Origin of the sequence: Ruegeria sp. HKCCA5463, assembly GCF_013034175.1 — a bacterium.
Classification (GTDB): Bacteria; Pseudomonadota; Alphaproteobacteria; order Rhodobacterales; family Rhodobacteraceae; genus Ruegeria.
In genome coordinates, this window is record NZ_WQFL01000001.1 from 597,840 (window position 1) to 620,428 (window position 22,589).

A 22,589-nucleotide genomic window follows, 5' to 3' on the forward strand; every position below is an offset into this window, starting at 1 on the left:
CCGGTTTAGCGCATACGCAGGGCACCGTCGATGCGGATGACCTCACCGTTCAGATAGCCCATCTCGACGATGAAGCCGGCCAGTCTTCCGTATTCCTGCGGATCGCCAAGGCGGGCAGGGTTCGGGACGTCGGCGGCAAGCTGTTGTTGCACCTCTTCGGGCAGGCCCGCCAGCATCGGGGTCATGAAAATGCCCGGCGCGATGGTCATGACGCGAATGCCGGTCGAGGCCAAGTCGCGGGCCATCGGCAGCGTCATGCCCACGACACCGCCTTTCGAGGCCGCATAGGCCGCCTGACCCTTTTGCCCGTCAAACGCAGCGATCGAAGCGGTGTTGATGATCACCCCACGTGCCCCATCTGGTTCGGGTTCATTCTTTGCCATTTCGACAGCGGCCAGCCGGGACACGTTGAAGGTGCCAACCAGATTGATGTCGATCGTACGCTGGAATGCATCCAGAGGGTGAGGGCCATCCTTGCCGACAGTCTTGATACCATAGGCGATACCTGCGCAATTCACCGTGGCCGTGATCTTGCCCATCTTGTCCATGCAATGGCGCACGGCTTCGGCCACCGACTCTTGGTCGGTCACATCCGTTTGCACGAAATGCCCGCCAATCTCGGCGGCGACCTGTGTGCCGCGATCTGCATCACGATCCAGAATGGTGACCTGCGCGCCTTCCGAGGCGAAGTGGCGTGCCGTGGCTTCGCCCAGACCGGACGCGCCTCCGGTGATGAGGGCGGCAGTGGTGGACAGGTGCATGGTGAACTTCTCCCAAGGATATGAACACTTGTTCAATAACTGCACTTTGGGGTCAGTGTCCACAAATTTGAGAAAGCAGGATCCTGGTTGGCGGGTAGGGTCCTTGGCCCCGATGTTTCGGCCGATCCTCAACAAGACTTAATGCCGACTTCACGAAAACGCGCCTGTTCGTGAGCGAAGAACTCGGCGCCTTTGTGTGTTTTTCCGCCAGGAGGATCTGTTATGGTAATAAGTACGAAACACATACTGGGTGCAGTTGTCGCTGTGCCCGTTTTTGGAATGGTGATGGTTGGCGATGCTGCTGCTGCACCGGAAACCTGCAACTGGAAAACGGCTCGGACTCTTGCCAACGCGGGGGACTATGCCGGGTTGTGCGATTGTGTGCAGGTAACCCCGAGTTTTCTGGACAGGCTTCAAAAGCGGGCCGACTTTGAAACAACTTTGAGTGTAGCCGGGGCGCAATGCCCGGGGCTGGCCGCGTTGCTGACGGATTTGCCGACGGCAAGCCTGTCTGGTTCCGCAGAAAATCGGGGTGAAAGCCGCGGCTCTGAACCCGGTGGGTCTGGATTCGCCGATGCTGGTGGAACTGTCGGAGGCGGTGAAAGTGGCCCCAGCGGCGCGTCTGAAGAAAGCGAAAACAATGGAGGTGGCCAGTCCGGCGGTGGAGGAAGTGAATCCGGCGGCGGAAGTGAATCTGGCGGTGGAGGTGACTCCGGCGGTGGAGGTGAATCCGGTGGCGGTGGCGAATCCGGTGGCGGTGGCGAATCCGGCGGTGGTGAAGGCAAAGGCGAAGGTAAAGGCGGCAAGGGTAAAGGTGGTGGTAAGGGCAACAACGGCCATGGCAATGGCGGTGAAGGCAGCAGCCCGGGCCGCGGTCATAACGCCAACAACGACGAAAGTGGCGACCGGCCCGGTCGTGGCGGCGGAAAAGAACGCAGATAAGCACGGCTTACTGAATGAAAAACGGCCACCCGTTTGGGTGGCCGTTGCAGTTTCGTGTCTTTCAGCCTTGCCTGGTCAGCCCAGTTGAACCAGCGCGTGGCGCTTTTTGCCTGCGCTCAGCTTGATCGGCGAAGACAGGGCATTTGCGTCAATCATCAGCCCGGCATCGGTCAGTGGCGCGTCGTCCAGCTTGGCACCGTTTTCGGCGATCAGGCGCTTGGCCTCTTTGCCGGATTTGGCGAGGCCGGATTTGACGATGATCTGCACGATGGACATGCCGTCACCCAGTTCGGCCTCGCTTAGGGTCAGAGTCGGAAGATCCCCGCCCACGCCACCCTTTTCGAAGACTTCGCGCGCGGTGGCTTCGGCGTTCGCCGCGGCCTGCGCACCATGGGCCAGAGTTGTCACCTCGTTGGCAAGACGGATCTTGGCCTCGTTGATCTCGGACCCTTGCAGCGCGCCCAGACGATCGCACTCGTCCACCGGCATTTCGGTGTATAGCTTCAGGAACCGCCCGACATCCGCGTCGGTCGTGTTGCGCCAGAATTGCCAGAACTCGTAGGGCGAACGCATGTCAGCGTTCAGCCAGACCGCGCCATCCTGAGATTTCCCCATTTTCTTGCCGTCGCTGGTGGTCAGCAGGGGTGAGGTCAGGCCGTAGATCTCGTGATCCAGCACGCGGCGGGTCAGGTCGATCCCGTTGACGATATTGCCCCACTGGTCGCTGCCGCCCATCTGAAGCAAGCAACCATAGCGGCGGTTCAGTTCCAGGAAGTCATAGGCCTGTAGGATCATGTAGTTGAATTCGAGAAAGGACAGTGATTGTTCACGGTCCAGTCGGGATTTCACCGATTCAAAGCTCAGCATCCGGTTGACCGAGAAATGACGCCCGATGTCGCGCAGGAAATCGAGGTAGTTCAGGTCGTCCAGCCACTCGGCATTGTTCAGCATCAACGCTTTGTTCTCGGCCTCTGTGTCATAGTCGATATAAGCCGAGAACACCTTTTTGATGCCCGCGATGTTTTCGTCGATCTGTTCGGGCCCCAGCAGGGGGCGTTCATCCGCGCGGAACGAAGGGTCGCCAACCTTTGTGGTTCCGCCGCCCATCAGGGTTATCGGCTGGTGACCGGTTTTCTGGAACCAGCGCAACATCATGATCTGGATCAGGCTGCCCACATGCAACGACTTGGCCGTAGCATCAAAGCCGATATAGGCCGGTTTGCACCCACTGATCAGCGCGTCGTCAAGGCCCTGATAATCGGTGCAGTCGGCGAGAAAGCCGCGCTCGATCATCGTGGCGATGAAATCCGATTTGGGGTGGTAGGTCATATCGTGCCCTTTGGGTTAATGTTGCGGGGCACTGTATAGGCGGCAGCGCGTGGGAGGAAAAGCCACCTTTTCACCGCGGGCGCGGGGTGCGGTCGAGGGTGTCGATCCAGACACGCGCGCTGAGAAAAAAATTGCCGGGCCGGTCCGGAACGCTTGCCTTTTCGCCCCAACAGAAGGCACGTTGACCGGGCTGCAACCCAAAGGTGAAATCCCGGACCCGGAGGCGGCGAAAGACACAGCCAATTCAGGAGGCAGGCTTGGGCCAGACCATCGCGAAATACGGAAAGCTCCGGGCTTTGGGCGCAATGTCCGGCACATCCATGGACGGGGTTGATGCCGCGTTGGTGGAAACCGACGGGCATTCGATTTACGGGTTTGGGGACAGTGGATACCGCGCGTATTCAGATGCCGAACGCGACGTGTTGCGCGCTGCGCTGGGCCAGTGGCACGGACCCCAGGTCGATGCGGCGGCAGAGATGGTGACAATCGCCCATGCCGAAGCACTGTCCGAGTTCGAGGATGTGGATCTGATCGGCTTTCACGGGCAGACGCTGGCGCATGAGCCGCGCGGGCGCGGGACCTTGCAGGTCGGTGACGGGCTGGGGCTGGCGCAGGCCCTTGGGCGCCCGGTGGTCTGGGATTTCCGCAGCGACGATGTGGCGATGGGGGGCGAGGGGGCTCCGCTTGCGCCCTTCTTTCATTTCGCCTGTGCCAAATGGTTCGGTGCGGACCGGCCGCTGTGTTTCCTGAACCTGGGCGGGGTCGGCAACCTGACCTATGTGGATCCGGCGTTCGAGGGCCCCGAAGCGCCCGGTGCGTTGCTGGCCTTTGATACAGGCCCGGCCAATGCGCCGGTCGATGATCTGATGCAGGCCCGGCTGGGGCTTCCGATGGACCGTGACGGGGCGCTTGCGCGCGATGGAACGGTGGAAATGGGCGCGCTGGAGCTGTTTCTGGCCGAGCCGTATTTTTCTCGCATGCCGCCGAAATCCCTGGACCGGAACGATTTTTCGGAAATGATCGGTTTGGTCAAGGAACTCAATGACGCTGACGCGGTGGCGACTCTGACAGGTATGTGCGCCGCAGCTGTGGTGCAGGGGATGGAGCACTGTCCGAAACCTCCGTCCTGTGTGTTGGTCACAGGGGGCGGCAGACGCAACCCGGTGCTGATGGAGATGTTGCGCGTGTCGCTGGATTGCCCGGTCGAACCGGTTGAGGCGGTGGGGCTGGACGGCGACATGCTTGAGGCGCAGGCGTTTGCCTATCTGGCGGTGCGCGTCGCGCGGGGATTGCCGACCTCTTGTCCTGGAACCACCGGCGTTCAGGCGCTTGTCGGTGGCGGGGTCGTCAGTACGGTGTCGATGGACCCGGTCGAATAACCCGATCCGGAAAACAGTTCAAAAAAACAACTCTTTGTGCGACGATTGCCCGGACCGATGGATCAGGGGCATGGCAGTATGGCGACCAAGGCAGAGCTTGAGGCCGAGTTGGAGAAGTTGCGGAAGCGGAATGCGACGTTGGAGGCGCAGGCCGAAAAGGAAGCGGGTTCCGAAGATCCGCCTGAGGGCACCAAATCGTCGGATGAAATCCGGCAGCTGCTGGAAGACCACGGGATCGACCTGAGCCAGGTTCAGTCCTTGGGGCATGACGTTGTCGAGGAGTTCGGTCGGCTACAGAAAGACTATCCGATCACGGCGTTGCTGATTGCCTTTTCGCTTGGGTATGTCGTTGGGCGCGCGCAGGGCTAGGAGGCAGGTTATGAGCAGACTGAGCAAGAACCTGGTTACGATCTATCGGACCGAACGTTTGATTGCGCGCCGCCGTCTTGGGGTGGTGCAGCAACAGACCATACTGATGGGCATCGCGGGCATCGCGGCATTGTCGGCGGTGGTGCTTTTGAATGTTTCCATGTTCTTGGCGCTTCAAAGCTCGATGTCACCAGCATCGGCGGCGGCGCTGTTGGCCTTTGGAAACATCGTTTTCGCCGGGCTTATGGTGCTGATTGCAAGACGCCGAAATATCGACGACGAAGTCGCACCGGCCGTCGAGGTGCGCGATATGGCCATAGCAGATATTGAAGACGAATTGGAGGAAATGACCACAGAGGCCAAAGAGGTCGTGCAGGCGGTCAAGAGCATTGGATCGAACCCTTTGGGATCGGCAGCGACGCTGCTGGTGCCGCTGATCAATTTGTTGATCAAAAGCCGAAGCGACAAATAGAGGCGCAACCCGAAGGTTCATCGACACACCGGAGCGCCCTTGCGGCGGGCCGTGTCAAAATGGAAATGCCCGACGTGATAGCGGTCGGCGTCCGGGCCAAGCACGGTTCCGAATATGCCGCAGGCGCCATCGTGCAGCTTTCGCAAAACAGCGCCTTGCGCGTTGTTCCATCCGTCCCGGACCGTGATCTGTGTTCCGTCCTTTAGAACGAAGGTCGATATGTCGATCGCCCTTCCGCGCGCATGTTCCGAGATGCGTGAGCGCGGCTGGTTGTTCTGGGTCTTGCAGGCATAGTGGCCAACGATCCGCATCCCCTTCAGCCCGCCGCCCATATCGGCAAAGGCTGGCTTGGCCGTGTTTTCGATCCACGTTTTCAGCGTGACCGCTGTCTGGCAGTCCATCAATGAGAATTGGCTGAGTGCGATATCAGATATTTTGTAAACCCGAACTGGGTTCGTGATCCCGCATCCGCGAGCCTTTCCCGCGACGGGCTTGCGTGTTTCACCCAGAATGGTCCAGTCGCCGCACACGGCGCCCCGTTCCTGCATTCGTTCACGGCCCACTTCGAATTGCCGAAACTTGCAGGGTCGCAGGGCAGGACGCCTGGAAACCAGCACCGCAGGTTCGACTGTCACGGTCGCGTCAGCATCTTCAGCCGTTTCTTCCCCGATCAGCTCAGGCGCAGTCAGATCGGATGCAAGACGGGCCTCGGCGCAAGTGGGCTCTGCGCTGGCGAATGCCGCGCTTTGACACAAGAACAAGACAGTCAGCAGGACCTGCTTCATTCTTACTCGTTACTCCGTCGCCTGTGGCTGCGTGTACAGAATGATCAATGGGCAACCGTCTGTAAACTGACCTTTTCAGGGATCGTTATGTAAACATTCACGCCTTGGGGATATCGAAGCCCGGTGCAGCAAGTTCGAACCCCTCGAACTGGAAACCGGGCGAGACCGTGCAACTGACCAGCGTGTAATCACCCGTGCTGCGGGCGGCTTGCCAATGGCCTTCCGGGACGATCAATTGTGGTGCGCCAGAGGAAAGATCGGGGGTCAGCACATGTTCGGTGGCGGGGCCTTGGTCCATTGCGCTGAGCGACAGGACAAGCGGTGCGCCGGCATGGTACAGCCAGATCTCGGTCGCATCAACACGGTGCCAGTGGCTGCTTTCGCCTTTCTGCAACAGGAAGTAGATGCAGGTGCCGGTGGGGCGACCTTCGTTTTCTGCGCGCCATGTCTCGGCGTACCAACCACCTTCAGGATGGCGTTGCAGGTTCAAGCGGTCGATAATCTCTTGTGCGGTCATGTGGTTCCTCGTGTTTGGGTGCGATTATGCACGGGCCGGTGTGATCCGCTATGGTATTCATGCGTCCGAGGGATATGTTTACGACATGACCCTGAAAATCCCCTTCGATAACTCCTATGCCCGTCTGCCGGATGCGTTCTTTGCACGGCAGTCACCGGTTCCCGTGCGCGCGCCAAGGATGATTGCGTTCAACGATGATCTGGCCAAATTGCTGCGGATATCGCCCGGAGACGTCGAGGACATGGCCGAAGCCTTTGCGGGAAACAGTATTCCCGAAGGTGCCGAGCCCATCGCACAGCTTTATTCCGGGCATCAGTTCGGGCAGTACAACCCGCAGTTGGGCGACGGACGTGCGGTGTTGCTGGGCGAGACGGTCGGAACGGACGGGGTGCGCCGGGACATCCAGCTGAAAGGTTCGGGTCCTACGCCGTTTTCTCGCCGGGGCGATGGCCGGGCCTGGCTGGGGCCGGTGCTGCGGGAATATGTGGTATCCGAGGCGATGCATGCCCTGGGCATTCCGACCACACGTGCCTTGGCAGCGGTGGAAACCGGCGAGACCGTCTTTCGCGAGGGCCCGATGCCCGGAGCGGTTCTGACCCGGGTTGCATCCAGTCATCTGCGGGTGGGGACATTTCAGGTTTTTGCCGCGCGTGGGCAGATGGACAGCCTGAAGCGCCTGACGGACTATGCCATTGCGCGGCATTATCCCAAGGCAGAAGGGCCGATGGGCCTGTTACGTTCGGTGCGCGATGCGCAGGCCGGTTTGATTGCACGGTGGATGAGCGTGGGGTTCATCCATGGCGTGATGAATACCGACAACTGCTCGATCGCGGGCGAGACCATTGACTACGGCCCATGTGCGTTCATGGATACGTATCACCCCAACACCGTTTACAGCTCGATCGACCGGATGGGTCGTTATGCCTATTCGAACCAGCCCGATATCGCGGTGTGGAACCTCGCGCAGTTGGCAACGTCCTTGATCCAGCAGATGGACGACAAAGAGGCCGCTGTGGAAGAGGCGACCGAGATCGTCCACGCGATGCCGGACCTGCTGCAACAGAATTGGTTGTCCCGGTTCCGGGCGAAGATCGGACTGGCAACCGCGGACGAGGGCGATCAGGAACTGATCACCGATCTTCTGAAGCGCATGGCCGAGGGGCAGGCGGATTTCACCAATACCTTCCGGGCGCTGGGCGGCGGCACGGCGCGGGATCAGTTCCTTGACCCGGCAGCGTTTGACACCTGGGAAAAAGACTGGCGCGCGCGGTTGGCGCACGAAGCGACGCCACAGGAGGTGATGGCCGCCGCAAACCCTGCATTCATTCCGCGCAATCACCGGATCGAACAGATGATCCAGGCGGCGGTGCAGGGCGACTATGCGCCCTTCGACCGGTTGAACGCTGTGTTGGCACGACCGTACGAGGATCAGGGGGATGCGGAAGACCTGAGGCGTCCTCCGGCCGAAAATGAGGTGGTTCATGCGACATTCTGCGGGACATAACGCGCAGCCCGCGTCTATTTCCGCAGGATTTCCAACACCGCAGCGCTGACGATCAGGGTGGCGCCCAGAAATTCTCGCAGGCCAAATGGTTCTCCTGACAGGGCTGCGGCCGACGCGATGCCAACGACAACCTCGCTCATCAGCAGCAGACCGACCTTTGCGGGGGACAGCTTGGTTGCTGGCCAGATGGTCATGTAGATCATGGGCAGGACATAAAAGGCCGACAGCAGCGCGTATCCCGCTATGCGGATCGACTCTTCGCTTGTGATGTTCGGCAGGGTTTGGCCCCCAAGCATCAGCAGGCTGACAAGCGACAGCAACAACGCGCCAATCACAAAGGCAAAGACCTGACCCGAGATGGTCATGCTGCCAGCCTTGTACAGGCCCAGTGTGCCCAATGCCCAGCACATGCCCGATGCCAGCGCCAGCCAGTCGCCCAAGTTCTGCGGCCATGGCACGAATCCGGCGCCTCCGAGCACGACAAACAGCCCGCCAAGCCCGCAGATCAGGCCCGCTAGGCGCATCAGGCTCAGGCGTTCTTTCAGAAATACGACGCCCAGAATCGTGCCCCAGATCGGAGTGAGATAGAACAACAGGATCGAGCGGACGACGTCGGTGTAAACAAGGCTGATCGAATACAGGCTGAATGCAGCCCCTGTGAACATTCCGCTGAGCATCAGATCGCGCCATTGCCGGGCCAGCATGCGTCTGTCGGGCCAGACAAAGGGGATCAACGCAATCAGGGCCGCGCAGTACATCGCGATCCCTGACCACGGGCCGGTCAGGCCCTGATCGTAGAAAAACCGCACCGGAATCCAATAAAGGCCCCACAGCGCGCCGCCTGTCACCAAAACCATACTGGCCCGGGTGCTGTTGTCGGGTTGGGTCTGGCTCAGGCTCATGCGGGCCCCGCTTTGGCTGCGATGCGTTGTCGTCACCGCATCGGGATAGAGCGTTGCAGGGCCGGGGATCAAGCGGAACCTTCGCTTTGATGTCAGCCACGTTTCAATCGCCGAAATAGCAGGCAGATTGCCGGGGGCGGGTGTCGTATCGGAATTGTCGCAGCAGGAAACCGAGCACAGGGGTTGCGCCTCACGTCAGGCATGGCACTTTAGGATCAATTCATTTGGTCAAGCCCTCATGCCAACTTCGTCCACGCTGCGTATCGCAAGCTACAACATTCAGAAATGCGTCGGGTTGGATTTCCGGCGTCAGCCCCAGCGTATTCTGCAAGTCATCGAAAACATGAAAGCGGATATCGTGGTGTTGCAGGAGGCCGACAAACGCCTGCCGCCCCGTCCGGCCGCGCTGCCGCATTTCATGTTGGACGAGGCGGGATGGCAGATCGTCGATCTGGGCGGCGCGGGAAGTCTGGGCTGGCACGGCAACGCGGTGATCTGGCGCGGAGAGGGGATCTCGGTCCGCCGAAAAGGGCATCACGAGTTGCCGGGGCTGGAGCCGCGCGGGGCGGTTCGGGTCGAGTTCGACACCCATATCGGGCCCTTGCGCGTGATGGGTATGCATCTGGGACTGCTGCCAGCGTCGCGGCGACAGCAGATTTTACACATTCGGCGGAACGATTGGGACATGGACCAGATGCCGACTGTTTGGGCCGGTGACTTCAACGAGTGGTCACGTCAGCCAGTTCTGGATCATCTGGTCCCCGAAATGCGGTTTCTGCCCCCCAGACCAAGTTTTCCCGCCGCGCAGCCCCTGGGCGCGCTGGATCGGATCGCGCTGGGCAGCGGAATACAGGCCGTGGCGCACGGTGTTCACGACACACGTCCCGCGCATATCGCATCTGATCACCTGCCGGTCTGGGCCGATCTGACGCGCGCCAGATCAGAAGGTCGCAAAAGGTGAAATCCCTGTAGCGAAACCTGCGCAGACATATTAAGACAGACACCCGAGCAAGTCTGAGGGGCATCATGTCGGAAACGATTATTGGGCGTTGTGAAGCCAAGGGGCTGCGCATGACCGGTCAAAGAAGGGTCATCGCGCAGGTGCTGGAACAGAGCGACGACCACCCGGATGTCGAGGAACTCTATGCGCGGGCGTCTGCCGTGGATAAAGGCATTTCCATTGCAACGGTCTATCGCACGGTCAAACTGTTCGAAGAGGCTGGTATTCTGGAACGCCTTGAGTTCGGCGACGGACGGGCCCGGTACGAGGATGCCGAGCGCGATCATCACGACCACCTGATCGACATGCAGTCAGGAGAGGTAATTGAATTCGTCGACCCCGAGATCGAAGCCCTGCAGGAAAGAATCGCCGCGAAGCTTGGGTACAAGCTGAAGGGGCACCGGTTGGAGCTGTATGGCGTCCCGCTGGAAAAGGACTGACCCATCACGAAACGCGATTGATGCCCTCACTTTAATTCATCAGGCGTGACGGGAATTGTCTTGCCAGATGCCGTTGGTTGAGGTTGTTGTGCATCTACAGGCACCAGATGTGCCCTTTCCAACGGACGCGCAAATGAACAACGTAAACGGCATCCTGCTGCTCATCGGGTCGATGGCGGCCTTTGCACTTGAGGACATGTTCATCAAGCTCCTGTCCGGCTCTGTGCCGACAGGGCAGATCATGGTGTTTCTGGGTGTGTTTTGCGGGCTCGTGTTTGCCACGATGTCAGTGGTCACCCGCAAGCGGATCCTTGACCCCGTGGCATGGAAAACCCTGCCATTGATCCGCGCTGCGACCGAAGGCTTTGGCGCGGTGGCGTTCGTGACGGCGTTGTCTCTGATCGACCTGTCCACCGTTGCGGCCGTGTTTCAGGCCATGCCGCTGGTCGTCACCATGGGGGCGGCCCTGTTTCTTGGAGAGCAGGTCGGGTGGCGTCGCTGGAGCGCGATCGGCGTCGGCTTTGTCGGTGTTTTGATGATCATCCGCCCGGGGATGGAGGGCTTTCGGCCCGAATCCCTGTTTGTGGTGTTGTCCGTGGTCGCAATTGCGGCGCGCGATCTGATTACCCGCAAGCTGGACCCACGCGTGCCTTCATCCGTCGTTGCGATGCAGGCCTATATTGCGGTGGCTTTGGCCGGCCTGCTTCTGATGGTCATGTCCGGGGCATCCTTCGTGCCGGTTCAAGCCGGTCAAACGGGCCCTTATGCTGGGGCGATCGGATTTGGCGTGCTGGGCTATTACGGCATTGTCACTGCGATGAGGGTGGGCGAAGCCTCCGCCCTGATGCCGTTCCGGTACACGCGTCTGGTGTTTTCGATCCTTGCTGGAATGCTGGTGTTCGGTGAACGCCCTGATGCGCTGACAATGGCGGGGGCGACCCTGATCATCGGTTCGGGTCTTTATACCTTTGTCCGCGAACGGCGTCTGGCGCGGGAACTGGCACCCGCCTGACCCTGTTGGCGCAAACAACGAATTGTTAGCCCTAAATGTCCGGGAATATGTGTGTTAGCGTTAACGGAACCGGTTTACTTTTGGCCGGTTGCTGCTATGACGCGTGCAACCGACCGCAGTCACAGGGACAGGCTTCATGAGCACCATCATCGACATCCACGCACGCGAAATTCTGGACAGCCGGGGCAATCCGACAGTCGAAGTTGACGTGATTCTGGAAGACGGCACCATGGGCCGCGCTGCCGTGCCCTCGGGCGCGTCCACCGGTGCCTATGAGGCGGTTGAAAAACGCGATGGCGACAAGGCGCGCTATATGGGCAAAGGCGTTCTGGAAGCCGTCGCCGCCGTGAACGGCGAGATTGCCGAAGAACTGGTGGGCTTTGACGCGACCGAGCAGGTGGCCATTGACCAGGCCATGATCGAGCTGGACGGCACCGAGAACAAGGGCCGTTTGGGTGCAAACGCTATTCTGGGTGTCTCGCTGGCCACGGCGAAGGCAGCGGCGGATTTCACCACCCAGCCGCTCTATCGCTATGTGGGCGGCACCTCGGCGCGGGTTCTGCCGGTTCCGATGATGAACATCATCAATGGTGGCGAACATGCCGACAACCCGATCGACATTCAGGAATTCATGATCATGCCGACCGCCGCCGCGAACATTCGCGAAGCGGTGCGCATGGGGTCCGAGGTGTTCCACACGCTGAAAAAGGAACTGTCAGGCGCAGGTCTGGCGACCGGTGTGGGCGACGAGGGCGGTTTTGCCCCCAACATTGCCTCGACCCGTGAAGCATTGGATTTCATTCTGAAATCCATCGAAAAGGCGGGCTACAAGCCGGGTGAGGAAATCCATCTGGCGCTCGATTGCGCGGCGACCGAGTATTACAAAGACGGAAAATATGTTCTGTCGGGTGAGGGCACGACCCTGACATCCGAGGAAAACGCGGCCTATCTGGCGGCGCTGGTCAATGACTATCCGATCATCTCGATCGAAGACGGCATGTCCGAAGATGACTGGGATGGCTGGAAGGCCCTGACCGATGCCATCGGCGACAAGGTGCAACTGGTTGGTGATGATCTGTTCGTGACCAACCCGGAACGTCTGGCCGAAGGGATCGAACGTGGCTGTGCGAACTCGATGCTGGTCAAGGTGAACCAGATCGGCTCGCTGACGGAAACCCTGCGTGCCGTCGATATGGCGCACCGCGCGCGCTACACCAACGTGATGTCGCACCGTTCGGGCGAGACCGAGGACGCGACCATTGCCGATCTGGCGGTTGCCACCAATTGTGGTCAGATCAAAACCGGATCGCTTGCACGATCGGACCGGTTGGCGAAATACAACCAGCTGATCCGCATCGAGGAGTCGCTGGGGGAAGTGGCCGAATACGCCGGCGCGTCGATCCTGAAATAAGCATGGATTGGGGGCAAACGGCCCCCATTTTTCAAAGTCCGGTCTCTGATCCGTCAAGCGGTCGTTCCGCCGCCCGCGCCGTAACCCCTGTGATTGATCAATTGGTGTTGTTGACCCTTCGCACCTCTTGGATTCAAGCGTTTCATGGGCCTTGAACCAGCATCTTCCGGACGATCCCGGTGAAAGTTGCGGCGGGAAACACGACTTCAGCTAATATCCACCCTTGATTGAACCTCTCTGGTTTGATCCTTCTTTGGGTTTAAGATTGCCGGGCCTGCTTGTAGTTGAAGTTGAAATTTTTCGAGAAATCTTCGATCTTTTCGCGAAAAAGGCGTGATCCGGATTACGCAATCATTTCAATGGTTTTTGTTTCGCAGGCGTATTGCATTGGCCCTTTTGTATCAAAAAAGAATGCAAAAATCACATTATGTGTGAACTTGTTACTAAGTAAATCACAGGCACGTGATCTAATCTGGATGCATTGCAGAAAGGAGACCACGATGTCTGTATCCAAATTCCTTCTGGTAATCGCAGCAGCTTCCGTCACAGTTCTTTCCGCCTGCGCGGGTCCGGGAACCTACCCAATTACCGGAGATCCGGTCTCGGCGAATGACCCGGTACAGGACATGAACCCGGCCAATATCTTCCGCGGCGAGTCTCGTTAAAGCAACTTGCTCATCAGCATATATCTGTCGCGTGGTTTGAACCCGGTGCGCAGATAGATTTTCTGAGCGGCTTCGTTGTGTCGGTCGACTTCCAGATGAAGGGCAGTCAGCCCGGCTTCGGACAAAGCTTTGGGCAGTGCCAGCAGAACTTCGGTCGCGATGCCGCGGCCGCGAACAGCGGGTCGGATATAGATTTCGTCCACGAAACCGTCCATCCCGCCGAATTCGACGGACCAGCCGAAGGTCAAAATGATGTAGCCCAACGGCGCCCGTCCGGGGCCGATCAGATAGACACAGCCATGGGGAATACCCTCGAGCAGGGGTGTCAGAGCATTTCGGGTCTGGTCCGGGTCTTGCGTCAATCCGGCCTCGGTATGGAAGGCGGTGACCAGTGCCATCAGACGATCCAGGTCTTCGGGGCGCGCCAGGCGCAGGGCGGCGCTCATAATCTGGCCAGCCTTTCCGTCAAAAGATTGAAGAAGCCGTCGGCGTCGATTTCCCCAATGAACAGCGCATTGGGCGCGCGGTCGGTTACGCCCCACCAATCGGCGACGGTCATGCCCATTGTCAGCTCGGACTGGGTTTCAATCTCGACATTCACATGACGGCCTGAAAACAGCTCGGGCCGGATCAGATAGGCGGTCACGCAAGGGTCGTGCAAAGGCGCACCCGCGCTGCCGTATTTTTCCTTGTCGAACCTCTCAAAAAAATCGGTCATCTCGGCGACAGCGATTCCGACTTTGTTTCCCAGCGCACGGAACGCATCATTGCGGGGTTGGGTGACCAGCGCCTTATGCGTGACATCCAGCGGCATGACCACGATAGGTCTGCCGGATTTGAAAACGATATCAGCGGCTTCTGGATCGACGTGAATGTTGAATTCAGCTGTCGGGGTGATGTTGCCGACCTCGAAATACGCTCCGCCCATCAGAACGATTTCCTGTACCCGGTCCACTATGTCCGGAGCCTTGCTGAACGCAGTCGCGATATTTGTCAGTGGCCCCAGCGGGCAAAGGGTTACCGTGTCCGGTTCTTCAGCGCGCAGGGTGTCGATGATGAAATCCACCGCGTGCCCCTCGGCCAGCGGCATCTGCGGATCGGGCAGGTCCGGGCCATCCAGACCTGTCTTGCCATGCACATGCTCGGCCGTGACCAGCGGGCGGTTCAACGGTCTGTCGCAGCCCGCATAAACAGGTATGTCGGTCCGGCCCGCCAGTTCGCACACGATCCGAGCGTTCTTGGCGGTCAATTCCAGGGGCACGTTGCCTGCGACCGCCGTGATGCCAAGTACCTCGATGTCCTCCGGGCTGGCCAGCGCCAGCAGGATGGCGACGGCGTCGTCCTGTCCGGGATCGGTGTCGATGATGATCTTGCGAGGGGGCATGGGTGTCTCCGGTGGTCGTGAAGGTGGGACACTCGCAAGTGTCGGGTGCCTTGTCTACCCGTTTCTGGGTGCGGCCAAAACATCAACCGGCGGGAGTTTGCCGTTGGCGCGATGCTCTTCGGTTTTGACCTCGTCCCAGAGCGCATCCATCTCGGTCAGGTCGCTTTGCGAGGGGGTCTTTCCCCGTTCGGCCAGCCGGGCTTCGATCTGTTCAAAGCGACGGGTGAACTTGGCATTGGTGCGGCGCAGGGCGGCTTCGGGTTCGATACCCAGGTGGCGGCCCAGATTGACCATCACGAACAGCAGATCGCCGAACTCATCCTCAAGCGCATCCGCGTCCATCTTGTCACGCGCCTCTTCCAGTTCGGCGGCTTCTTCGGTGATCTTGGCCAGCACGTGGCTTGCATCGGGCCAGTCGAACCCCACGCGCGCGGCCCGTTTTTGCAACTTATGGGCCCGTAGAAGGGCAGGCAGGTTGGCGGCCACCCCGTCCAGCGCGCCTTTCTGTTCCTTGCCCGCACGTTCGGCCGCCTTGATCGTTTCCCAATCCCGGGTCTGCTGATCGGCGGACTTGTCGCGGGATTCGTCGCCAAAAACATGCGGGTGGCGGTTGACCATCTTGTCTGACATGGTGCGCACTACGTCCTGAAAGGTGAAATGCCCAGCCTCTTCAGCCATTTGTGCGTGAAAGACCGACTGGAACAGCAGATCGCCCAGCTCTCCCTTCAACTCGTCCCAGGCCTCGCGCTCGATCGCGTCGGCGACCTCATAAGCCTCTTCTATCGTATAGGGCGCGATGGTTGCGAAATCCTGTTCGATATCCCACGGGCAACCGGTTTGCGGATCACGCAGGCGGCGCATGATTTCCAGCAGACGCTCGATACCAGCGTCGCTGTCATGGATCAGAGGATTTTCGGCCATTGCGAACCCTTTCATTCCGGTGTCAGATGCATCCATCCCGCAGTCCCGATCAGGAGTCCAGCCCAGATGCCCGTCGTCAACCGAATTGCCGATTTCTCTGCCGATATGACCAGATGGCGCCAATATCTGCATACGATACCCGAGTTGGAGTTTGAGTGCTTTGAGACTGCCGCGTTTGTGGCCGAGCGTCTGCGTGAATTCGGGGTTGATGAATTGCATGAAGGGATCGCAAAGACCGGGATGGTCGCGATCATCAACGGGCAGGGCGACGGCCCGACCATTGGCCTGCGTGCCGATATGGATGCATTGCCGATTACCGAAGAAACAGGCGTCGATTATGCATCGAAGAATCCCGGAAAGATGCATGCCTGCGGGCATGACGGGCACACCACAATGCTGCTGGGTGCGGCGCGGTATCTGGCCGAAACGCGGAATTTCCGCGGCCGCGTGGCCCTGATCTTTCAACCGGCCGAGGAAGAAGGCGGCGGCGCGGGCGTGATGGTCGAAGAAGGCATCATGGAGCGGTTCGATATCTCTGAGGTCTATGGAATACACAATGATCCGGGAAACCCGGAAGGTACGTTCCATACCACGCCGGGACCGATCATGGCGGCGGTGGATACGTTCGAGATTCATATTCAAGGGGTCGGCGGCCATGGCGCCATGCCGCATCAGACCCGCGACCCGGTCATGGCGGCCTGCGGCATTGCGCAGGCAATCCAGACCATTGTAAGCCGCAACCACTATGCGGTGGAAGACCTGGTTGTTTCGGTCACCCAGATCCACGCCGGAACGGTGAACAACGTGATCCCTGATACTGCCTATTTGAACGGAACCGTGCGGACCTTTGATCCTTCTGTACAGAAGATGGTGATGGAGCGGATGGAGCAGATCGTGCAGGGGCAGGCCGCGTCTTACGGTGTCGAGGCACGGCTGGAATATCAGGTGGGATATCCGGCGACGATCAACGATGCTGAAAAGGCTGCCTTTGCCGCGGCCGTCGCGCGCGAAGTGTCAGGGCCTGAGCGGGTGATCGACACTATGGGACGCGACATGGGGGCCGAGGATTTTTCATACATGTTGCAGTCGCGGCCGGGGGCCTATCTGTTCCTGGGGCAGGGTGAGGGTGCCGGGCTGCATCATCCGAAATACAACTTCAATGATGATATCGCGCCGGTGGGGGCATCGTTCTTCGCTCGGATCGTGGAAAAGGCGCAGCCGTTGGGCTGATGGGAGAGCGAAATGGCACTGGAAGACGCGAAAAACCAGGTGGATGAGGCATTCACCAATCCGGACCTCAAAGGACTGTCCTATGAAAACACCTTTGGCGGGGCGACCTCGTTTCTGCGCCGACTGTACACCAAGGACCTGACCGGCGCCGACATCGCCGTGACCGGCGTGCCGTTTGATCAGGCGGTGACCAACCGCCCGGGCACCCGTCTTGGTCCGCGTGCGATCCGCGAGGCCAGCGCGCTGCAATCTCCCGATGCGCCTTATGGCTGGCCCTTCGATGCGCTGAGCGAGCTGGCGATCATCGACTACGGCGACATGGCCTATGACTATGCCAGCATTCCCGCCTTTCCAGACACGCTGACCGACCATATCCGCACCATTCTGGCGGCGGATGTGGCCTCGGTTACGCTGGGGGGCGATCACTATATCAGCTTTCCGATCCTCAAGGCCTATGCCGAGAAATACGGGCCGATGTCGCTGTTGCAGTTCGATGCCCATACCGACACCTGGGCCGACGACGACATGAGCCGGGTGGACCACGGCACCATGTTCTACAAGGCGGTGAAGTCGGGGATCGTGGATCCGAAACGCTCGGTCCAGGTGGGGATCCGCACCACCAACGAGGACACGCTGGGCGTCAACATCATCGACGCGCGCGAGGTCTACGAATCCGGCCCCGCTGCCGTGGCGCAGAAGATCAAAGGCATTCTGCGCGACAGCCCGGTCTACCTGAGCTTTGACATCGACGGTCTGGACCCGGCCTTTGCACCGGGCACGGGGACACCGGTCTGGGGTGGTTTGAGCTCCATTCAGGCGCAGATCATCCTGCGCGACATCGCCGGGATCAACATCAAGGGCGGCGACGTTGTCGAGGTGTCTCCGCCGTTCGATACATCCGGCGCCACGGCGATTGCGGGGGCGCATGTGGCGACGCAGATCGTCTGCCTGTTGGGGTGGAACAAGCTGGCAAAAACATAACCGTTTGGATGCGTATTAACCATTGGTTAGCCATACTTCCGGTATGTGCTGGGTAAAGAAAGTTGAAGGGATGGGGATACAACGCGCATGACTGAATTCAATCAACCGGTCAGCGGCAATGATCTGGCGCGGTTCTCGGGGCCGAATACGTTTATGCGCCTGCCCCAGGCTGCCTCGTTGGCGGGGCTGGATGTGGCGGTTCTGGGGATTCCGATGGATATCGGCACCTCGTGGCGATCGGGCACCCGGTTCGGACCCAAACAGATCCGCAGCGAAAGCGCGATGATAAGGCCCTACAACATGGCCACCTCGGCGGCTCCGTTCGACAGCTTGCAAATCTCCGACATCGGGGATCTGGCGATCAACACCTTTTCGCTTGCGGACAGCCTGAGGATCATCAAGGAAAGCTATGATGCAATCCTGGCAAAGAACGTGACCCCGGTGGCGATGGGGGGCGATCATTCGATCACCCTGCCGATCCTGCGGGCCATTGCGGCAAAGCATGGGCCGGTGGCTCTGGTGCATGTGGATGCCCATGCGGATGTGAATGACGAGATGTTCGGCGAGAAGGAGACCCACGGAACCGTCTTCCGCCGCGCCTATGAAGAGGGGCTGATTGTCCCCGACAAGACCTTTCAGATCGGCATTCGCGGATCGGGCTACGCGGCTTCGGATTTCATCGAAGCCAAGGATTGGGGCTTCCGCCAGTTCCCGGCCTGGGAGTTGTGGCAGCAGAATCTGACGCAGATCGGTTCTCAGATCCGCAAGATCATCGGGGATCATCCGGTCTATGTCACCTATGACATCGACAGCCTGGACCCGGCCTTTGCACCGGGCACGGGTACGCCAGAGATTGCCGGGCTGACTACGCCGCAGGCGCTGCAACTGATCCACGCGTTGCAGGGTGTGAATGTAGTGGGGTGTGATCTGGTCGAGGTTTCACCTCCGTATGACCCGTCCGGCAACACGGCCCTGACGGCAGCCAACCTAATCTACGAGATGCTATGCATCCTGCCGGGTGTGACGTCACGGTAAACCGGCCCGGAACGGCTTGCCCCGGCGCGTGATCCGCATAGGGTTTCTGCAAGAGGGTAAAGCGGGATGAAAAGAATGGTTCTTTGGGCGGTGATCGCGCTGGTGCTTGGGCTGGGCGCTTACATCCGGCTGGCCCCATCTGCGCCGGCCCAATGGCATATTGCACCGATTGCAGAGGTTGATCAGGACTTGCCGGGTGGCGTTCTGCGCGTTGTTGCAACCGGCCCGGAAGGTTTGCAAAAGCTCGATCGGATCGCCCGCGCCACGCCGCGCACCTCGGTTTTGGCAGGTTCGGTCGATGAGGGCATGATCACCTATGTCACCCGCACGAAATGGATCGGTTTTCCCGACTATACCACTGTTCAGCAGGACGGCGACACGCTGCGCATCCATGGCCGTTTGCGGTTCGGGCGCAGGGATTTCGGGGTGAACAAGGCACGGGTTGATGGGTGGTTGAAGCAGATGTAACTGCTCTACCGGCGCTCAGGACGCCTCATCCTGTTCAAAGTGATCAACTGGATCGCTTTGCAACCCGGACGATAAACACCCTTCCTGCACCTCGCGCCACATGGGCACGTTCAGGGACATCTGGCATTGTGCCGTGAACATGCGGCCGTCGACTTGTAGGCAGATCATCTCACCCAGTTCAATGCGGGACCCGGACGTGTCGGTGCAATAGCAATCGCGGGTCTTGCCGTCGGGGCCGACGTAATCGGCGAAAACCGGCGTGGACGTCAGCAAAAGGGCAAGCAAAATCCGTTTCATGACAGCAAGCTTAGCACGACGTGGCCCTTGACCAAAGCCCCCGGATGATAGACACCGCCGGGATGATCCCCGAAGAACGTCTTGAACAGATCACCCAGCGATTCCAATACCTCGAAGCTGCCATGGCGGATGGCGCATCGGGCGGCGATATTGCGGCGTTGGCCAAGGAATATTCCGACCTCAAGCCCGTGGTCGATCAGATCATGGCCTGGCGCCAGCTGGTGGCAGATCTGACTGAGGCCGAGGCGATGCTGGCCGACCCGGATATGAAGGAGTTGGCCGAAGAGGAAATTCCGGACCTGCAATCGCGCATCCCCGAGGCGGAACACGCGCTGCAACTGGCGCTGTTGCCCAAGGATGCGGCGGATGCGCGGCCGGCGATGCTGGAAATTCGCCCCGGTACCGGCGGGGACGAGGCCGCTTTGTTCGCGGGCGATCTGTTACGTATGTATCAACGCTATGCCGAGGCCCACGGGTGGCAGTTCGAGATCATCGAAGAACAGGCTTCTGATCTGGGCGGGATCAAAGAGGTGGTGGCCCATATCAAGGGCGACAACGTCTTTGCCCGGCTGAAATACGAATCCGGCGTGCACCGCGTGCAGCGCGTGCCCGAAACCGAAAGCGGCGGGCGCATCCACACCTCGGCGGCGACGGTGGCGGTACTGCCCGAGGCCGAGGATGTCGACATCCAGATAGACGCCAATGACATCCGTATCGACACGATGCGCAGTTCCGGCGCGGGCGGGCAGCACGTGAACACCACCGACTCGGCGGTGCGGATCACCCATATTCCGACGGGCTTGGTGGTCACAAGTTCCGAGAAGTCCCAGCATCGCAACCGCGAGATCGCCATGCAGGTGCTGAAGACGCGGCTTTATGACCTCGAGCGGCAGCGGATCGACAGCGAACGTTCCGCCGACCGGGCCAGCCAGGTGGGGTCAGGGGATCGTTCGGAACGCATTCGCACCTATAATTTCCCACAGGGGCGGATGACGGATCACCGGATCAACCTGACGCTCTATAAACTGGATCAGGTGATGCAGGGGGATCTTGACGAAGTGATTGACGCTCTGACGGCGGATGATCAGGCCCGGTTGTTGGCCGAGATGGCGCAATGATGGGGCTGCAAACAGCAGCGCAGGCCATGGTGGCCGCAACCGCGCGTCTGAGGGCCGCGGGCGTGGATGACCCGGCGCGGGATGCGCGCCTGTTGTTGGCCCATGCCGCACGGATAGAAGCCAGCCGAGTGACGCTGATTGCCCCGGAAGAGTTGCAGCCCGAGATCGCTGAACGCTATGACCAGTTGGTTTCTTTGCGTGCCATTCGGGTGCCGGTGTCTCATCTGCTGGGGGAGCGCGAGTTCTATGGGCGCAGGTTTCGTGTCAGCTCCGATGTTCTGGATCCACGCCCCGAGACTGAAACCCTGATCGAGGCCGCGCTGAGCGAACCTTTCGACCATGTTTTGGACCTCGGCGTCGGGTCGGGCTGTATTCTGGTCACACTGCTTGCGGAGCGCACCAGCGCTTCGGGCCTTGGGGTCGACCTGAGTGAAGCCGCCTGTCTTCAGGCCAGCGCCAATGCCGTGCTCCACAAGGTGCAAGGACGAGCCGAGATTGCGCAGTCAAACTGGTTTGAAGACATTGAAGGCCAGTTTGACCTGATTGTTTCCAACCCGCCTTATATTTCCGTAACCGAAATGGAGGATCTTTCGCCCGAAGTGCGGGAGCACGAGCCGCGCATGGCGCTGACCGATGAAGGGGACGGGCTGGGCGCGTATCGGCAGATTGCGGCCTCGGCCCCGGATTACCTGCTGCCAGGCGGGCGAATACTTGTGGAAATTGGCCCGACACAGGCAAATCTGGTGTCTGCCTTGTTTGATGCGGCGGGTTTGGCGGATATTCGCGTAATCCCCGATCTGGACGGGCGTGACCGGGTTGTCGGCGCGAAGATGCCGGGTTGAAACTGTTGTCTGAGGCCAAAAAATGCTGCCCCGAGTAAAAAAGCGTGTGAAAATTCGAGATTCCTCTTGTCTGCACGGTCAGGACATGTTTACTCAGGATTAGTCGGCGAGGTTGACGCTGTTGCAGCGCACCCCTGACGCCAAGCCCAAAAAAGTCGACATCCCGTCACGGCAAACGCCTCTGAGCAGTGCAAAACACGGGTTGAGCGACAGCGCATTGATAAGGCTGACGTGAAGTAAAATGAGATCTTCCAAATCCCGCTCGCGGGCCAAGAACAACCGCAATCGTCCTTCCGGCGGTAACGTCGTAAACCGGGTATTTGACAGCTCGGGCCCTGAAGGCAAGGTGCGTGGCACGCCGCAGCAAATCATTGATAAGTACAATCAGCTGGCGCGTGACGCTCAGCTGTCAAACGACCGCGTTGCGGCGGAAAACTTCCAGCAGCACGCAGAACATTATCTGCGCATGCTGAGTGAGGCGCAGCGCGAGATTGAAGCGCGCCGCGAAGAGCAGGAACGCCAGAACCGCGAACGCCAGGCCGAGCGTGATCGTGAGCGCGCAGAGCGCCAGGAACGTGAAGCGGCCCGACAGGCCGATCCCGCCGAAGCGCCGCAGCCGGACGTAATGGATTTCGCGGTACCGGACGCTGCTCCGGAAAGCGGTCTGGTCGAGACACCGGAAAGCAAAGGGGCCGAAACCTCGGCAGCTGAGAAGAAGGAAAAGCCTGCGCGCAAACCGCGGGCACGCAAACCAAAGCCGGCGCCAGCGGCTGAAGATGCGCCCAAAACGGATGGCGACGCACCGGAAGCGGCTGAATAAGCCGG

The 22,589-nt window shown here is 59.9% G+C and carries 26 protein-coding genes; 17 read left to right on the forward strand and 9 right to left on the reverse strand.

The annotated features are described in order from the left end of the window. Nucleotides 1-5 precede the first annotated feature (5 nt). Entirely contained in the window at nucleotides 6-761 is a 756-nt protein-coding gene (locus GOW09_RS02985; RefSeq protein ID WP_171115523.1) for a 3-hydroxyacyl-CoA dehydrogenase, read from the reverse strand. 222 nt (nucleotides 762-983) lie between these two features. On the opposite strand from GOW09_RS02985, the gene GOW09_RS02990 reads away from it, so the two are divergent. Beyond that, nucleotides 984-1,703: a hypothetical protein gene (locus tag GOW09_RS02990; protein WP_171115526.1), complete on the forward strand. Its 720-nt coding sequence runs from the start codon at nucleotides 984-986 to the stop codon at nucleotides 1,701-1,703. Nucleotides 1,704-1,778: 75 nt separating this feature from the next. Here GOW09_RS02990 and tyrS read toward each other — a convergent pair whose 3' ends face one another. Further along, nucleotides 1,779-3,032, reverse strand: a complete 1,254-nt coding sequence (gene tyrS / locus GOW09_RS02995) for a tyrosine--tRNA ligase (protein WP_171115528.1) — start codon at nucleotides 3,030-3,032, stop codon at nucleotides 1,779-1,781. Nucleotides 3,033-3,337: 305 nt separating this feature from the next. Here tyrS and GOW09_RS03000 point away from each other — a divergent pair, with 305 nt between their 5' ends. From GOW09_RS03000 to GOW09_RS03010, 3 genes are read left to right on the forward strand one after another with little or no spacing between them, the layout of a single operon-like run. Then, a complete protein-coding gene (locus GOW09_RS03000) occupies nucleotides 3,338-4,411 on the forward strand; it encodes an anhydro-N-acetylmuramic acid kinase (RefSeq protein WP_371808023.1) in 1,074 nt (357 codons plus the stop codon). A gap of 36 nt (nucleotides 4,412-4,447) precedes the next feature. After that, complete coding sequence (locus GOW09_RS03005) at nucleotides 4,448-4,780, forward strand: hypothetical protein (RefSeq protein WP_217360251.1); 333 nt, start codon at nucleotides 4,448-4,450, stop codon at nucleotides 4,778-4,780. A 10-nt stretch (nucleotides 4,781-4,790) separates the two neighbouring features. Then, nucleotides 4,791-5,252 carry a hypothetical protein gene (locus GOW09_RS03010; protein ID WP_171115532.1) on the forward strand — a complete coding sequence of 154 codons (462 nt, stop codon included), beginning with the start codon at nucleotides 4,791-4,793 and terminating at the stop codon, nucleotides 5,250-5,252. A 17-nt stretch (nucleotides 5,253-5,269) separates the two neighbouring features. Here GOW09_RS03010 and GOW09_RS03015 read toward each other — a convergent pair whose 3' ends face one another. Together GOW09_RS03015 and GOW09_RS03020 are read right to left on the reverse strand one after the other, a co-directional pair. Beyond that, a complete protein-coding gene (locus tag GOW09_RS03015; RefSeq protein WP_171115534.1) occupies nucleotides 5,270-6,037 on the reverse strand; it encodes an extensin family protein in 768 nt (255 codons plus the stop codon). A gap of 97 nt (nucleotides 6,038-6,134) precedes the next feature. Beyond that, nucleotides 6,135-6,554 carry a cupin domain-containing protein gene (locus tag GOW09_RS03020; RefSeq protein WP_171115536.1) on the reverse strand — a complete coding sequence of 140 codons (420 nt, stop codon included), beginning with the start codon at nucleotides 6,552-6,554 and terminating at the stop codon, nucleotides 6,135-6,137. Between the two features lie 85 nt (nucleotides 6,555-6,639). On the opposite strand from GOW09_RS03020, the gene GOW09_RS03025 reads away from it, so the two are divergent. Continuing rightward, nucleotides 6,640-8,058: a YdiU family protein gene (locus GOW09_RS03025; RefSeq protein ID WP_171116515.1), complete on the forward strand. Its 1,419-nt coding sequence runs from the start codon at nucleotides 6,640-6,642 to the stop codon at nucleotides 8,056-8,058. Between the two features lie 14 nt (nucleotides 8,059-8,072). Here GOW09_RS03025 and GOW09_RS03030 read toward each other — a convergent pair whose 3' ends face one another. Further along, nucleotides 8,073-9,032, reverse strand: a complete 960-nt coding sequence (locus tag GOW09_RS03030) for a DMT family transporter (RefSeq protein ID WP_171115537.1) — start codon at nucleotides 9,030-9,032, stop codon at nucleotides 8,073-8,075. A 166-nt stretch (nucleotides 9,033-9,198) separates the two neighbouring features. Here GOW09_RS03030 and GOW09_RS03035 point away from each other — a divergent pair, with 166 nt between their 5' ends. The 5 genes from GOW09_RS03035 to GOW09_RS03055 all read left to right on the forward strand — a co-directional run bounded on the left by GOW09_RS03035 (nucleotide 9,199) and on the right by GOW09_RS03055 (nucleotide 13,488). After that, nucleotides 9,199-9,921, forward strand: a complete 723-nt coding sequence (locus tag GOW09_RS03035; protein ID WP_152458217.1) for an endonuclease/exonuclease/phosphatase family protein — start codon at nucleotides 9,199-9,201, stop codon at nucleotides 9,919-9,921. Between the two features lie 65 nt (nucleotides 9,922-9,986). After that, on the forward strand, nucleotides 9,987-10,400 hold the full coding sequence (locus GOW09_RS03040; RefSeq protein ID WP_152458216.1) for a Fur family transcriptional regulator: 414 nt from the start codon (nucleotides 9,987-9,989) through the stop codon (nucleotides 10,398-10,400). Nucleotides 10,401-10,533: 133 nt separating this feature from the next. Then, entirely contained in the window at nucleotides 10,534-11,412 is an 879-nt protein-coding gene (locus GOW09_RS03045) for a DMT family transporter (RefSeq protein ID WP_171115539.1), read from the forward strand. Nucleotides 11,413-11,548: 136 nt separating this feature from the next. Next, nucleotides 11,549-12,823 carry a phosphopyruvate hydratase gene (eno, locus tag GOW09_RS03050; RefSeq protein WP_171115541.1) on the forward strand — a complete coding sequence of 425 codons (1,275 nt, stop codon included), beginning with the start codon at nucleotides 11,549-11,551 and terminating at the stop codon, nucleotides 12,821-12,823. A 500-nt stretch (nucleotides 12,824-13,323) separates the two neighbouring features. Then, a complete protein-coding gene (locus GOW09_RS03055) occupies nucleotides 13,324-13,488 on the forward strand; it encodes a hypothetical protein (RefSeq protein ID WP_171115544.1) in 165 nt (54 codons plus the stop codon). Here the strand turns inward: GOW09_RS03055 and GOW09_RS03060 are convergent. From GOW09_RS03060 to mazG, 3 genes are read right to left on the reverse strand one after another with little or no spacing between them, the layout of a single operon-like run. Then, a complete protein-coding gene (locus GOW09_RS03060) occupies nucleotides 13,485-13,934 on the reverse strand; it encodes an N-acetyltransferase (protein WP_152458213.1) in 450 nt (149 codons plus the stop codon). The two genes, GOW09_RS03055 and GOW09_RS03060, sit on opposite strands and share 4 nt — an antisense overlap. Beyond that, nucleotides 13,931-14,872, reverse strand: a complete 942-nt coding sequence (locus GOW09_RS03065; protein ID WP_171115546.1) for a nucleoside hydrolase — start codon at nucleotides 14,870-14,872, stop codon at nucleotides 13,931-13,933. Before GOW09_RS03065 ends, GOW09_RS03060 begins: the two co-directional genes overlap by 4 nt. A gap of 54 nt (nucleotides 14,873-14,926) precedes the next feature. Beyond that, nucleotides 14,927-15,793: a nucleoside triphosphate pyrophosphohydrolase gene (gene mazG, locus GOW09_RS03070; RefSeq protein ID WP_171116523.1), complete on the reverse strand. Its 867-nt coding sequence runs from the start codon at nucleotides 15,791-15,793 to the stop codon at nucleotides 14,927-14,929. Nucleotides 15,794-15,859: 66 nt separating this feature from the next. Between mazG and GOW09_RS03075 the strand changes: the two genes are divergently transcribed. The 4 genes from GOW09_RS03075 (at nucleotide 15,860) to GOW09_RS03090 (ending at nucleotide 19,507) form a co-directional block, all read left to right on the forward strand. Next, nucleotides 15,860-17,023, forward strand: coding sequence for a M20 aminoacylase family protein (locus GOW09_RS03075; protein ID WP_171115548.1), 1,164 nt, complete (start codon nucleotides 15,860-15,862; stop codon nucleotides 17,021-17,023). 12 nt (nucleotides 17,024-17,035) lie between these two features. Then, nucleotides 17,036-18,004 carry an agmatinase gene (gene speB, locus GOW09_RS03080; RefSeq protein WP_171115551.1) on the forward strand — a complete coding sequence of 323 codons (969 nt, stop codon included), beginning with the start codon at nucleotides 17,036-17,038 and terminating at the stop codon, nucleotides 18,002-18,004. Nucleotides 18,005-18,091: 87 nt separating this feature from the next. Then, nucleotides 18,092-19,039, forward strand: a complete 948-nt coding sequence (gene speB / locus GOW09_RS03085) for an agmatinase (RefSeq protein WP_171115553.1) — start codon at nucleotides 18,092-18,094, stop codon at nucleotides 19,037-19,039. 66 nt (nucleotides 19,040-19,105) lie between these two features. Then, nucleotides 19,106-19,507, forward strand: a complete 402-nt coding sequence (locus GOW09_RS03090; protein WP_171115555.1) for a DUF1499 domain-containing protein — start codon at nucleotides 19,106-19,108, stop codon at nucleotides 19,505-19,507. A 15-nt stretch (nucleotides 19,508-19,522) separates the two neighbouring features. Here the strand turns inward: GOW09_RS03090 and GOW09_RS03095 are convergent, their stop codons facing one another. After that, nucleotides 19,523-19,804 carry a hypothetical protein gene (locus GOW09_RS03095; RefSeq protein WP_171115557.1) on the reverse strand — a complete coding sequence of 94 codons (282 nt, stop codon included), beginning with the start codon at nucleotides 19,802-19,804 and terminating at the stop codon, nucleotides 19,523-19,525. A 62-nt stretch (nucleotides 19,805-19,866) separates the two neighbouring features. On the opposite strand from GOW09_RS03095, the gene prfA reads away from it, so the two are divergent. The 3 genes from prfA (at nucleotide 19,867) to GOW09_RS03110 (ending at nucleotide 22,584) form a co-directional block, all read left to right on the forward strand. After that, on the forward strand, nucleotides 19,867-20,922 hold the full coding sequence (gene prfA, locus GOW09_RS03100) for a peptide chain release factor 1 (RefSeq protein ID WP_171116524.1): 1,056 nt from the start codon (nucleotides 19,867-19,869) through the stop codon (nucleotides 20,920-20,922). After that, the gene (gene prmC, locus GOW09_RS03105) at nucleotides 20,919-21,764 is read left to right on the forward strand and encodes a peptide chain release factor N(5)-glutamine methyltransferase (RefSeq protein ID WP_171115559.1); all 846 of its coding nucleotides are present in this window, start codon (nucleotides 20,919-20,921) and stop codon (nucleotides 21,762-21,764) included. Before prfA ends, prmC begins: the two co-directional genes overlap by 4 nt. 241 nt (nucleotides 21,765-22,005) lie before the next feature. After that, nucleotides 22,006-22,584, forward strand: coding sequence for a DUF4167 domain-containing protein (locus GOW09_RS03110; protein WP_171115561.1), 579 nt, complete (start codon nucleotides 22,006-22,008; stop codon nucleotides 22,582-22,584). The last annotated feature ends 5 nt before the right edge of the window (nucleotides 22,585-22,589 follow it).